Annotated in this window: 15 protein-coding genes; 12 read left to right on the top strand and 3 right to left on the bottom strand. The window is 59.6% G+C overall.

Annotation, left to right across the window (positions count from 1 at the left end):
- Positions 1–666: 666 nt before the first annotated feature.
- A complete protein-coding gene (locus QJT78_RS44135) occupies positions 667–870 on the bottom strand; it encodes a hypothetical protein (protein WP_011084616.1) in 204 nt (67 codons plus the stop codon).
- A 416-nt stretch (positions 871–1,286) separates the two neighbouring features.
- Between QJT78_RS44135 and QJT78_RS44130 the strand changes: the two genes are divergently transcribed.
- On the top strand, positions 1,287–1,463 hold the full coding sequence (locus QJT78_RS44130) for a hypothetical protein (RefSeq protein ID WP_161966260.1): 177 nt from the start codon (positions 1,287–1,289) through the stop codon (positions 1,461–1,463).
- A 556-nt stretch (positions 1,464–2,019) separates the two neighbouring features.
- On the opposite strand, the gene QJT78_RS44125 is transcribed toward QJT78_RS44130, so the two are convergent.
- The gene (locus QJT78_RS44125) at positions 2,020–2,712 is read right to left on the bottom strand and encodes a secretin N-terminal domain-containing protein (protein WP_020608155.1); all 693 of its coding nucleotides are present in this window, start codon (positions 2,710–2,712) and stop codon (positions 2,020–2,022) included.
- A gap of 170 nt (positions 2,713–2,882) precedes the next feature.
- On the opposite strand from QJT78_RS44125, the gene QJT78_RS44120 reads away from it, so the two are divergent.
- The 11 genes from QJT78_RS44120 to QJT78_RS44070 are packed head-to-tail and all read left to right on the top strand — an operon-like array spanning position 2,883 to position 11,318.
- Complete coding sequence (locus QJT78_RS44120) at positions 2,883–3,395, top strand: nodulation protein NolB (protein WP_085966026.1); 513 nt, start codon at positions 2,883–2,885, stop codon at positions 3,393–3,395.
- Positions 3,396–3,403: 8 nt separating this feature from the next.
- Entirely contained in the window at positions 3,404–4,267 is an 864-nt protein-coding gene (sctJ, locus tag QJT78_RS44115) for a type III secretion inner membrane ring lipoprotein SctJ (RefSeq protein ID WP_011084621.1), read from the top strand.
- Positions 4,268–4,278: 11 nt separating this feature from the next.
- The gene (locus QJT78_RS44110; RefSeq protein WP_028153800.1) at positions 4,279–4,917 is read left to right on the top strand and encodes a hypothetical protein; all 639 of its coding nucleotides are present in this window, start codon (positions 4,279–4,281) and stop codon (positions 4,915–4,917) included.
- Positions 4,914–5,534, top strand: a complete 621-nt coding sequence (gene sctL / locus QJT78_RS44105) for a type III secretion system stator protein SctL (protein WP_011084623.1) — start codon at positions 4,914–4,916, stop codon at positions 5,532–5,534. Before QJT78_RS44110 ends, sctL begins: the two co-directional genes overlap by 4 nt.
- On the top strand, positions 5,531–6,886 hold the full coding sequence (gene sctN, locus QJT78_RS44100) for a type III secretion system ATPase SctN (RefSeq protein WP_011084624.1): 1,356 nt from the start codon (positions 5,531–5,533) through the stop codon (positions 6,884–6,886). Before sctL ends, sctN begins: the two co-directional genes overlap by 4 nt.
- Positions 6,862–7,398 carry a hypothetical protein gene (locus QJT78_RS44095; protein ID WP_011084625.1) on the top strand — a complete coding sequence of 179 codons (537 nt, stop codon included), beginning with the start codon at positions 6,862–6,864 and terminating at the stop codon, positions 7,396–7,398. Before sctN ends, QJT78_RS44095 begins: the two co-directional genes overlap by 25 nt.
- Complete coding sequence (sctQ, locus tag QJT78_RS44090; protein ID WP_011084626.1) at positions 7,395–8,516, top strand: type III secretion system cytoplasmic ring protein SctQ; 1,122 nt, start codon at positions 7,395–7,397, stop codon at positions 8,514–8,516. The genes QJT78_RS44095 and sctQ overlap by 4 nt, the downstream gene beginning before the upstream one ends.
- Positions 8,509–9,174 (top strand): type III secretion system export apparatus subunit SctR, encoded by a 666-nt coding sequence (sctR, locus tag QJT78_RS44085; RefSeq protein ID WP_011084627.1) that lies wholly within the window; start codon positions 8,509–8,511, stop codon positions 9,172–9,174. Before sctQ ends, sctR begins: the two co-directional genes overlap by 8 nt.
- Before the next feature lie 2 nt (positions 9,175–9,176).
- Complete coding sequence (locus tag QJT78_RS44080) at positions 9,177–9,452, top strand: flagellar biosynthetic protein FliQ (protein ID WP_011084628.1); 276 nt, start codon at positions 9,177–9,179, stop codon at positions 9,450–9,452.
- Positions 9,453–9,462: 10 nt separating this feature from the next.
- A complete protein-coding gene (sctT, locus tag QJT78_RS44075; RefSeq protein ID WP_011084629.1) occupies positions 9,463–10,284 on the top strand; it encodes a type III secretion system export apparatus subunit SctT in 822 nt (273 codons plus the stop codon).
- Positions 10,281–11,318, top strand: a complete 1,038-nt coding sequence (locus tag QJT78_RS44070) for an EscU/YscU/HrcU family type III secretion system export apparatus switch protein (RefSeq protein WP_011084630.1) — start codon at positions 10,281–10,283, stop codon at positions 11,316–11,318. The genes sctT and QJT78_RS44070 overlap by 4 nt, the downstream gene beginning before the upstream one ends.
- Before the next feature lie 9 nt (positions 11,319–11,327).
- Here the strand turns inward: QJT78_RS44070 and QJT78_RS44065 are convergent.
- Positions 11,328–11,485 (bottom strand): transposase (locus QJT78_RS44065; protein ID WP_281460628.1); only part of this gene is annotated, 158 nt, incomplete at its 5' end.

The raw sequence follows: 11,485 nt of genomic DNA, 5'->3' as shown, positions 1-11,485 counted from the left end.
GTCAACGCATACAACGACAGAGCCGAGCCCTTCGTCTGGACCAAGAAAAAGGTCCGTCAACGCCGTTTCAAAGGCCGCCGTATCACTCAGCTCTGATTCCGGGTACTAGGTGCGGCGGCCTCGATGAGGATCTTAGCTCTTAGCGTGATAGGGGCAGTCTGAGCCTTGGCGCCAATTCGTAGCGACAAATACGCCATAACTCAGGATCAGGCAGCAGCAACATGCCTCGATGCTGAGGGGTAGCGGTCCCCGGAGTTCTGCAGATATGGGCGCAGCGAGCGCCAAGTCTGCCTATGTTCCGGAAAATCTCGGAGGATCTCTCTAGCGCACGATCTCGCGGGCGGCTGCAGAACCAATCGAGGATAATAGCTGACGAAGTTCATCGGCGGGGAGCGCTCGGGCTCGCTTAGAACGTCTGGTGCCCTGGCTAAAGAGCGCTCCTGATGAACCCTCATCGAAGAATATGTGACACGGCGGCATGAGCAAGTCGCTGCGGCGTCTTCCGAAAGTTGCGAGGTCCTGCAGAACGGCCGCACCGCCTGCCTGGAGGATCACCTAAGACGGTCTAGCGGCTGCTGTTGCCAAGTCCGCCTGCTTCACCCGATCGTTTTCGGTTCGGCTTGCCGTCCGTCAGGTCCTCCCTGTGCGCGTCTGATAATCCGGCCTTCAGCCATCATCTAGCTCGCTCATAGCGTCATCCATGTCTGACTGGGTATCGCTTATGACCTGGGTAGCGACGGCAACCAGAGCTTTTTCGAAGGCCCGCTGCAACAATGCTGCGTGCGAGTTGTCGCCGCCGTTCGCGGCGTTATCGGTGTTTGTGCCAGCGTCTGGCGCCGTTGCTGCGATATCGGCTGCGCCTGTGTCCATGTCATAAAACTCAGATAGCGGCGGTGCCGCGAGATGACCTATTCCTTTCGTGCTAGCAGGGGCAGCTTGCAAGAAGCTGACGAAGAGTGAGGCCGGATTGATGCCGCGATTCGTGCCCCGAGTGATCTCAGGTGGTCCGGTGTTTGGAGGTTTGTGCGAAGAACTGTGCTGGTTCTAACAACCGGTATGTTGAAGGTATTTAGGGGGGCCGGTCATACCCAGACTATCCTGATCCGCAACGCGCTTACCTTCATCTCGACGACATGGATCGCCTCGCGGTCCTTTCTGGCGGAGCTTCAGAAGACCCAGGTTGGGGCGGTCCCGCCTGCAATGGCCGGGCATGCGAGGGGCCGGCGTGCGGCGGCTCATCCTGAAAAAGGGGCGGTGCGCGATGGTCCTGCATGCGATGTCCCCGCTTGAGGCTCACCGTGCCGTGGCTCGGCTTCCGATGGGCCGACATCCAGAGTCTGCCATATCACATCTTGATCGAAGCCGGGATGTTCCTCGATCGCCTGAGCTATGGCCTGCGGCGAGAGATGCTGCTGGCCGTTGTCCGGCTCTGGCGCAGCGACGGCCGCAGGCGCGGCATATAGATTATCCTGCCAACCCGAGTCTGGCCCAAGGGGATGCGCTAAATCTGGGTAAGGCGGATAGAGGTGTCCTGTCTCCAAGTATGGAGAGTAGGGATGGCCCGCGTCGAGATAGGGTGAATAAGCCTCGCCCTGCAGCACTGGATGGGCGACTCCCTGCGCCGAAGCGGGAGCCTCTGAACCGCTGAGCTGCCGCTCGAACTCGGTTGCATCTGTAGCCGTCCGTGCTGTGTCGGGCTCCGGGCTCGTATTCGCCGGGGCGACTGCATTGAAATCCACCCTGTTTCTCCTTCCAACTGATGACGCGCATTGAGCTATGCGAAGCCTCAGCTAGCTCGGAAGCGCGCGTGCGGAGGCCCACATTGATCTTTAATGCCTCGCACTGCGTGAAGGCAGCGCTACCCAATTTCCCTCGAGCATCCGGTCTCTTATCCATCTATCGGGCTGCCTCAAGCAGGGCAGCCGTCAAGACCTCGCAGGCTCATGCTGGGGGCTTTAGCTTTCGAAAAGCTGACGATCGGATGCGACTTCAGTCGGAGCGGTCTTGCATCTTCGACCATCACTTCTGGCCTGGACCGGCTTCGCGCACAGCGCCCCCATGAAGCGGCGTTTCGGGAGAAGCTTCCGGCCGCCCGTCCCGGAAGACCGTGCTCGAGGAGCCGCGAAACAACATCAAAACCGACTCGTGTTGTGACCTCTCGGCGGCGGGACTGCGCCGGGCCTGCGCTTCCGCCACAAGGCCCTTGAGGGTCTGGTCCACCAGCGCAACAAATCTGGGTGGGCCAGAAGCAAGGATGAGGCCCTCTCCCGGGGCAGGTTTCACGATATAGCGCTCATCCGAGATGTTGAGCGCGTCGAGCGCGGCCTTGAGCGCATCGAAGCTGATTGGGTTCAATACAATGAGCCGGCTTTGCGCCTCTTGGGCGGCGGAGATGTAAAGGACAAGTCCGTCATAGTACCACTGGAGATTGTACAAAGCAGTCAAACGGTCAAGGAATTCTCGTGGCGGCAGGTCCGGCATTCGTCCACGAATCCGGCCCCTGACGTCGGCGCTGACATTGACCCTGATATTGAGATTGTTTCCGAACTCCTGCAGCGCCGCAGCAAGATCCTGATCGAGAACGGTGTAGCTATAAGGGGCGGGCGGCAGCGAAAGGGATGCAGCAGACGTGCGCAAAATTCCGACACAGATGAGAACACCGGCACAAAAAATTCTTTTTAAGATATGTACCACCGTGGACCGCGCGAGCATTCCTTGACGCCTTCCGCTCATTATGAAGTTAGAGTTTCGCCGCAGCTTGGAAGCCAAACGTGATCATTAGATGACCAAGTCAACCTGATCTCCGTCAGGTTTTCGTCAGCTCGGCAGCCTATGAACTTGATCGGTTCATCGGCTAAAGCTTAGGTCATCAAACCAGCACAATGACACACTCCATGTTGTTAGGCGCAACGCCGATCCCTCCCAGTTCAGCCGGTTGTCTTTCCGGTGCCTGCTCTCCGGCAGCTGCTGGCGAGCAGGCGCGTTTCGAGCAGTCCCTGGCGCAAGTAGCTCCCAATCAGGGGTCTGCTTTCCCGTCCGCGAATCCACCCGCAGCGACTCCTCCGATATTGGAGGTCCAGCGCACGAATGTGCTGGCAAGTCCGCCGGGCGACCGAATCCTCCAAACCCTTTCCGGCATCTACCAGGGGCGAGCCGTTTCTCCGGCGATTGCGCCGGCTGTCGTAAATGGGGTGCAGCCTGGGCCGGCTGCGCAGCCACTTTTGCCGGCGGATAACGCCGGAGCCAATGCGGCTGTTAAGCCGGTTGGAGCTGATTTCGAATCGATGATGACGAATCTGCGAGACGTCTACAAAGACGTTGTTCAGGTTTCCCTCGTCTCCAAGGGCACCAGCGCCGTCAGCTCGTCGCTAAACAAGCTGCTATCGGCCGGCTGAGTAAGCTGATGACTGGCGATATGAAGAGGGGGAGCTCCGGCGGCCGTCAATCGTGGCGACGGCTTCGCGTGTTTCTTGCTATGCCCCTTCTCCTCTCGCTGATCGGCTGTAAGACCGATCTCTACACCAAAATTCAGGAGCGCGAGGCTAATGAGATGCTCGCGCTTCTCCTTGGCAAGGGCGTTGATGCTGTCCGTGTTGTCGCCAAGGACGGAACCAGCACAATCCAGGTCGAGGAAAAGCAGCTCGCTTATTCGATTGACCTGCTCAATGTTGAGGGGCTGCCGCGCCAATCCTTCAAGAATCTCGGCGAGGTGTTCAAGGGATCGGGCCTCGTTGCCTCGCCGATCGAGGAGCGGGCACGATACGTTTATGCTCTAAGCGAAGAATTGTCGCGCACGATCAGCGATATAGATGGCGTCCTTTCAGCACGCGTTCACGTCGTTCTGCCGAAGAACGACTTGTTGCGGCAAGGTGCGACCCCGTCCTCGGCATCGGTCTTCATTCGACATGGCTCCAGCGCGAGGCTTTCGGCACTATTGCCGCAGATCAAGATGCTCGTCGCAAACAGCATTGAAGGGCTGTCCTATGACAAGGTCGCCGTTGTCTTCGTGCCGGTCGAGCGCGCTCCAGTCGAGCAGTCTGCCGGTCCGGGAGTCCCTGTGGCTCAGTCAGCAAGAGCCGGCTCATCGCCGTTACTTGCGCTTGCTGTAGGAAGCGCCGGAGCGGTATTCGGCATCGTCGCTTGCGTATTGCTGGGCCCGCGCATGCGTCAGTTTGGAAAATCATCGCGTAAGCTGAGCGTGTTCGGTAGGGGCTCGCGCCTGTCTGCTGACCAAGCGGCGGGCAAGATGATTGCTGATGCGTCATAGTCTGGACGCTCATGCCGCCATCAATGTCAACCACAGCCACAAAAACCAATCGCTCGTTCACGCTCGCAGCCGATCGGCTGCGCGAGCTTGCTGCCTCGGCCGATCCCGGTCGTTTCGCCGGGCTTCTTGACCCGCTGCTTTCACCTTCCACTTTGGCTCGGCTACAGCAGAGTGCCAGGCTACAGCCAAGGCTCGCCGAACTGCTTTTGGGCAGCAAGGGGGTGGTGAGCTGCGGCGACTGGAGCGAAGATGCTCTCCTGGGGCATGATCCGCGGCGGGCTGCGCTGCTCGCGGGCGGCATTTGGCATGCACGCTCCATCCTCAAGCTGTTCTCCAGGCACGATCTGCCTGTGTTGGTGGAGTTGATCGGTGCCGAGGCGCATGCTTTCGCAGTCCGGCATTTATCCTGCGCCGTCGCAACGGCCCCGATCGCCGATCCAGAGCAATTGTCCCGACAGATCGAATATGACGGGCATGCTTGTCTCGGCGCTTGGCTCGAAGAGACTTCATCGCTTGCTCGTATCCGCGTGCTTCTACGCTTGCCCGCTGGGACGGCCGCCGAGAGCTCAACTGCCGAGCACCGTAGCGCAGCAGGCCCGCTGCTTTCCCTCGTCATGGCTCATTTGCGCACTGAGGATGCTGGGGCATGACGGCCGATGCCCTCGCACCACCCGCGGCCCCGAAGATTCGGGCTCTTGGACCGCTGATCCCAGCTGCGCAGCTTGAGATCTGGCACGATGCCATACAGGCGCTGGCCGCTGCCGAGCGGCATCTGCAGCGGGTTCGAGGGTGGGCACGCCTGGCTTATGAGCGGGAACGTGCGCAGGGCCGCGCCGAGGGTGCAAAGGCTGGCGCAGAGGAAATGGCCCGGCTGATTGCGCAGGCGACTTGTGAACTGGCCCAACGCAAGGCGGTTCTGGAGCGGGAATTGCCGCAACTGGTCTTTGAGATCGTTCGCGATCTGCTTGGCGCATTTGATTCGGGCAAGATGCTGGTCCAGTGCGTTCGTCATGCCATCGAGCAAAGATATAAAAACACGGAGGTCTGCCTTCACGTATCCCCACTGAAAGCCGACCTGCTAGCCAGTGAGTTCAAGGATTATGACGGACTTGAGGGCCGGCCGAAGCTCAGGATTGAGGCGGATCCGGCGCTGAGCGCGGACCAATGTGTTTTATGGAGCGAGTTCGGCAACGTCGATCTTGGGCTTGCCGCGCAGCTGCGCGCGCTGCGCCTCGGCTTTGGCTTGACGGAGGAAGCTGAATCGTGACCGTGCAACGACCGACCCATCATGCCGCGGCCGCAGAAGGAACCGTAAAGGCCGCACTCTCATCCTTAAGATCTTCCGCCAAGCACATCGATACACGCGCTGTCCGCGGCCGGATCACGCGGGCCGTGGGCACGCTGCTGCACGCCGTCTTGCCGGAGGCCAGGGTCGGAGAACTGTGCTTATTGCAGGATCCTCGCAGCGGATGGTCGCTCGAGGCCGAGGTAATCGGTCTGTTGCCGGATGGGGTGTTACTCACGCCCATCGGGGACATGGTGGGGCTGTCCAATCGCGCAGAGGTGGTGACGACCGGGCGAATGCAGGAAGTGGCTGCCGGCCCCGATTTGCTCGGCCGCGTGATCGACAGTTTTGGCCGGCCGCTCGACGGCAAGGGCCCTATAAAAGCCGGCGAAGCCAGACCGCTGCGCGGCAGGGCGCCTAATCCGATGAAACGGCGCGCGATTGAACAGCCGTTCCCGCTCGGCGTCCGTGTCCTGGATGGTCTTCTCACATGCGGAGAAGGTCAGCGGATCGGAATTTATGGTGATGCCGGTTGCGGCAAGTCGACGCTGATGTCGCAAATCGTAAGAGGCGCAGCGGCCGACGTCACTATCGTTGCGCTGATCGGCGAGCGCGGTCGAGAGGTGCGTGAATTCATCGAACGTCATCTTGGCGAAGCCCTTCACCGTTCCGTCGTTGTGGTGGAGACTTCCGACCGTTCGGCGATGGAGCGGGCCCAATGCGCCCACATGGCGACAGCGCTAGCCGAATATTTTCGTGATCAGGGCCTTCGCGTCGTTCTGATGATGGATTCTTTGACGCGCTTTAGCCGCGCCATGCGTGAAATCGGACTTGCCGCAGGAGAACCGCCGACCCGGCGCGGATTTCCGCCATCCGTTTTTGCACTGTTGCCGGGCTTGTTGGAGCGCGCCGGCATGGGCGAGCATGGCTCCATTACGGCCTTCTATACTGTGCTTGTCGAAGGTGACGGCACGGGTGATCCGATAGCGGAAGAATCACGCGGCATCCTCGATGGCCACATTATTCTCTCCCGCGCGTTGGCCTCCCGGGAGCATTTTCCGGCGATCGACGTGTTGTCGAGCCGCAGCCGCGTCATGGATGCGATCGTGTCCGTGCCGCATCGCAAGGCGGCATCCTTTTTCCGTGATCTGCTGTCACGGTACGCTGAGGCCGAGTTCCTGATCAAGGTCGGTGAATACAAACAAGGCTCTGATCCGCTGACCGATCGGGCGATCGCCTCGATCGAGCAACTGCGGGCCTTTCTGCGCCAGGGGCAGGGTGAGGCGTGCAGCTTTGAGGAGACGATCGCATGGATATCGCGTCTGACCGCCTAAGTCCCGTTCACGCCTCGAAGCTGCGGCTCGTAAAGGACATGCGGGAGCGAAGCGCCATTCGTGAATTGTCTAACATGGAAGCCAAGCGCCACCTTGCGATCCAAGCTGTCCAACGAGCTTTCGAGCATCTTACACATGCCGAAGAGCGCCGGGCAAAGCTCGAGGCAGAGCTCTATCGGGAGATGCTAGCAGCCGATGCGATGTCTGTTTGCGAGCTGCAGCGGCGCTATCATCTCATCATCGGCCGGCTCACAGACGAGATTGCAGCGGCGCAGCAGGTTCTTGAAAATGCCCGTGCTGCTCAGGCGCAAGCTGAGACTGCGGTTCTTGAGGCGAGGGCCGTTTGGGCCAGGCGTTCAGCGGCGAGCCAGAAATGGCGTGAGATTGATCAAGACGTTCGGCGCACCACGAGTGCTCATTTCGAAGCCGCCGCCGAAATCGAAGCTGATGATGAAGTCTTGCTCCGCTACCGGCGCGGCCCGTCAGGGCAGACGGGAGGTGAGCCAGCATGATTGCAGATCCTCTCACGCGCGAGCTCGGGGCCTGCGGCGCGGAAGCCGCACCGGCCTCGGACCGGCCGGCTGAGCGCGCAGCCTTCATGCCGTCGCTGATCCTGTCGCACGCAGTGGCCTCGTGGCTTAACGAGATCACAGCGTTGCGTGCGCCTCTACAAGGCCTCCTCGGCGAGAAGCCGCTATCTGTGCGCGTGAGCCGGACCGTCTGGCAGGCGGAGCCGGCTGCGGCACCGATGCTCGACTGCGTCTTCGAAGTAGAAGGTGAAACCTTGATCCTGTCCTTGCCGGGTAAGCTTGCGGAAGCGCTGGTTCGGACCGTGCAGAATGGGCTTACCTTACCTTCTGAGCCGGCGCGTTCGCTGGTCCTGGAACTTGCGCTTGAACCCTTGCTTGCTGCGCTGGAAAGAATGACGCAGCGGAATCTGCAGCTTGTTCGCACCGAGGAAGCGCGGAGTACGCAGCCTTATCTTGAATTTGACGTCGCCTATGGTGAGCTCGCCAGCAAGGCTCGGCTGCTTCTATTCTCTCCGTTCGACGGTCCGGTGCCTCCGGCTTTCACCGTCCTCGGCGAGCTGCTCGGCCGATTACCGCGACAGGCGGCCAGGCTGCTTTCCGAACTCCCGGTCATCGTTGCAGGCCATATCGGCTCGCTCCGCGTCGCGATCGGCGTTCTTCGCCAAGCAGAGCAAGGCGATGCGCTGCTCCCGGACACAATTCCACTCGCGCGAGGCCAAATTGTTCTCGTTGCAGACCGATTGTGGGCCCCTGCAGAGATTGGCGGCGACAGGCTGGTGCTGCGAGGACCATTCCGCTTGCGATCCCACCCTCTAAAAAGTGAAGATGTGATGCCCCAAAACCAGATGCAACAGCAGCCCCCGTCAGAGGCGGATATCGACAGCATCGAGATCACACTCGTATTCGAATGTGGCCGCTGGCCGATGCCGTTGGGAACCTTGCGAACCATCAACGAAGGCCACGTGTTCGAACTTGGCCGGCATCTTGACGGGCCGGTCGATATCGTTGCGAACGGCCAACGTATCGGCCGAGGCGACATCGTGCGGATCGGCGAGGAGCTCGCCGTCAGGTTACGCGGCAGGTTGGCGCTTAATGACTGAAATTCAACCCAGCATCCTGGCGCTTCTTGCGATAACGGTCGGCCTTGGCCTCCTGGCCTTTGCTGTCGTCACAACTACAGCCTTTATCAAGGTCTCGGTTGTTCTCTTCCTCGTGCGCAATGCGCTAGGAACTCAATCGATACCGCCGAACATCGTCCTTTACGGAGCGGCACTCATCCTGACCGTCTTCATCAGCGCTCCAGTCTTCGAGCAGACCTATAACCGCCTTACCGATCCGCAACTTCGCTACCAGAGTTTCGATGACTGGGTGATGGCCGCCAAGGAGGGACAGGAGCCGCTGCGTGTTCATCTGAAGAAATTCACCAATGAAGAGCAGCGCCGCTTCTTCCTGTCATCCACCGAACATGTCTGGTCGGAGGAGATGCGCGGCAGCGTAACGGCAGATGATTTCTCAATTCTTGTGCCGTCGTTCTTGATTTCCGAACTCAAGCGGGGCTTCGAAATCGGTTTTCTTCTCTATCTTCCCTTCATCACGATCGATCTGATTGTCACCACGATTTTGATGGCCATGGGTATGTCGATGGTATCCCCCACAGTGATATCTGTCCCCTTCAAGCTCTTTCTGTTCGTCACTATCGACGGCTGGTCACGTCTCATGCACGGGCTAGTACTAAGCTACACCACGCCAGGAGGTTGACCATGAACGAAGCCAGCATCCTTACGCACCTCAGTCAATCGCTCGTGCTCTTCATGATCTGGGTTCTGCCGCCGTTGCTCGCAGCTCTGATCTCCGGACTGATCATTGGCCTTATCCAGGCGGCAACTCAGCTCCAGGACCAAACCCTGCCACTGACGGTCAAGCTTCTGGTTGTCGTCGCCGTGCTCGCCGGTTTTTCCCCGGTTCTCAGCGCCCCGCTGATCGACCAGGCCGAGCGCATCTTCAGCGAGTTTCCGGCACTCACCGCAAGATACTAGCAGAGCTTGGATGGCTGGCCTGTCACCCGCAGAGGCGCAAGTTCTCGTTCAGGGCTCGATCGAATTCGTCGCCGCAACCGGCCTGAGTGCGGCCCGCGCCCTAGGCATCATGCTGGTGCTTCCTGTCTTCACCCGGCCGCGTATCAGCGGCCTCATTCGGGGAAGCCTGACGATTGCGATTGGCCTGCCTTGCCTTGCTCAGATCAAGCTCGGTCTGCAGGCCTTGGACCCGAACACGCGCTTGGTTAGCGTTACCATGCTTGGCGTGAAGGAGGTGTTCGTCGGTCTGATGCTCGGCATCCTGCTCAGTATTCCACTATGGAGCATACAGGCAGTCGGCGACATCATCGATACCCAACGAGGAATTTCAAGCCAAGTTGCGGGGGAGGATCCCGCGACGCACAGCCAAGCGACTGGAACCGGGCTCTTTCTCGGTGTTACGGCGGTTACGATCTTCGTTCTGGTCGGCGGGCTGCAGACCATGGTGAGCGGCCTTTATGGCAGCTACCTAGTGTGGCCTGTCTATCAGTTTTTGCCTGCCTTGACAGTGCAAGGGGCAATGGAGTGTCTTGCCCTTCTCGATCGTATCATGATGACGACCTTGTTGGTCGCCGGGCCGGTTCTGGCCCTGCTGTTGCTGGTGGATATCTCGGTCATGATGCTCGGCCGTTTTGCATCTCAGCTCAAGATGAACGATCTCTCCCCGATGATCAAGAATGTTGCATTCGGGGTCATTATGGTCAGCTACACCGTCTATCTGCTCGAATATGCCGGTTCTGAAATCCTGACCTCGAACGACATGCTCGATCATCTGAGGAAGCTGTTGAAATGAGCTCTACGAGTGAGGAGAAAAAGCTTCCTCCGACGCCCAAGAAGCTGCGCGATGCGCGCAAGAAGGGGCAGAGCGCGCGCAGCTCCGATCTAGTGAGCGGCGTCAGCGCCTGTGCCGGTTTCGGCTGTCTGTGGTGGCGAGCGGGTGCCATTGAGGACAAGTGGCAGGAGACGGTCCGGCTGGTCGATAAACTGCAGGAGCAGCCGTTCACAAGCGCGGTGCCACAAGCGCTCAGCGGCTTGCTAGAACTTTCGATTGCCACTGTCGCTCCGTTGCTCGCCGCTGCCGTGACAGCAGCTCTTCTGGCCAATGTCCTGGCCAATGGCGGCTTTATGTTTGCTTCGGAGCCGCTCAAGCCGAAGCTCGAGAAACTCGATCCCATCAAAGGCTTGAAGCGTATCGTCTCGAAACGTTCGGCCATCGAGCTTGGCAAGACCCTGGCTAAAGTGGTTTTGCTTGGTGCGATCTTCTTTTTAACCGTGACCGCGAGCTGGAAAGCGCTGGTGTACCTGCCAGTCTGCGGCATGGGCTGTTTTGGTTTCGTCTTCACCGAGGTTAAACTGCTGATTGGCATTGCCGCTGGAGCTTTTCTGGTCGGCGGATTGGCTGACCTTCTAATCCAGCGTTGGTTGTTTATGCAGGACATGCGCATGACGGAAACGGAGGCCAAGCGGGAGAACAAGGAACAGCAAGGCAATCCGCAGGTGAAGCGCGAGCACCGGCGGCTGCGGCAAGAGTCGGCAAACGAGGCTCCACTCGGCATCAGCCGGGCCACGTTGATATTGCGGGGACCGGCAACGTTGATTGGTCTGCGCTATGTTCGCGGCGAGACCGGTGTGCCGGTGTTGGTCTGCCGTGGCGAGGGTGAAGCTGCTTCACAGCTGCTTGGTGAGGCGCGCGCGCTTCGCCTCAACATTGTGGAGGACAATGTTCTGGCGCGTCAGCTGCTCGGCAAGGCAAGGCTCGGCAACCCGGTGCCTTCGCAGTATTTCGAGTCAGTCGCAAAAGCGCTCTATGCGGCGGGGCTAGTCTAGGGTCCAGACTCAATTGAGCCAATATGCGACGAGAGCGGCGAGATGAACAGCGGCCCAAAAATTACGGGCGAGCTTGTCATATCGCGTGGCGATGCGCCGGAAGTCCTTGAGCCTGCAAAAGCAGCGTTCGATGACATTTCGTCCTTTGTAGGCGCGTTTGTTGAAGC

The organism is Bradyrhizobium sp. Mp27 (assembly GCF_029953005.1).
In the GTDB taxonomy this organism is placed as follows: domain Bacteria; phylum Pseudomonadota; class Alphaproteobacteria; order Rhizobiales; family Xanthobacteraceae; genus Bradyrhizobium; species Bradyrhizobium barranii.
The sequence above is the reverse complement of the archived record's forward strand: the minus strand, read 5'-3'. Positions and strand labels throughout refer to the sequence as shown.

Coding starts and splice junctions, on each gene's coding strand:
- QJT78_RS44135 (WP_011084616.1), bottom strand. CDS start 870: ATGGACACAGGCGCAGCCGATATCGCAGCAACGGCGCCAGACGCTGGC.
- QJT78_RS44125 (WP_020608155.1), bottom strand. CDS start 2,712: ATGCTCGCGCGGTCCACGGTGGTACATATCTTAAAAAGAATTTTTTGT.
- QJT78_RS44120 (WP_085966026.1), top strand. CDS start 2,883: ATGACACACTCCATGTTGTTAGGCGCAACGCCGATCCCTCCCAGTTCA.
- sctJ (WP_011084621.1), top strand. CDS start 3,404: ATGACTGGCGATATGAAGAGGGGGAGCTCCGGCGGCCGTCAATCGTGG.
- QJT78_RS44110 (WP_028153800.1), top strand. CDS start 4,279: ATGCCGCCATCAATGTCAACCACAGCCACAAAAACCAATCGCTCGTTC.
- sctL (WP_011084623.1), top strand. CDS start 4,914: ATGACGGCCGATGCCCTCGCACCACCCGCGGCCCCGAAGATTCGGGCT.
- QJT78_RS44095 (WP_011084625.1), top strand. CDS start 6,862: ATGGATATCGCGTCTGACCGCCTAAGTCCCGTTCACGCCTCGAAGCTG.
- sctQ (WP_011084626.1), top strand. CDS start 7,395: ATGATTGCAGATCCTCTCACGCGCGAGCTCGGGGCCTGCGGCGCGGAA.
- sctR (WP_011084627.1), top strand. CDS start 8,509: ATGACTGAAATTCAACCCAGCATCCTGGCGCTTCTTGCGATAACGGTC.
- QJT78_RS44080 (WP_011084628.1), top strand. CDS start 9,177: ATGAACGAAGCCAGCATCCTTACGCACCTCAGTCAATCGCTCGTGCTC.
- sctT (WP_011084629.1), top strand. CDS start 9,463: ATGGCTGGCCTGTCACCCGCAGAGGCGCAAGTTCTCGTTCAGGGCTCG.
- QJT78_RS44070 (WP_011084630.1), top strand. CDS start 10,281: ATGAGCTCTACGAGTGAGGAGAAAAAGCTTCCTCCGACGCCCAAGAAG.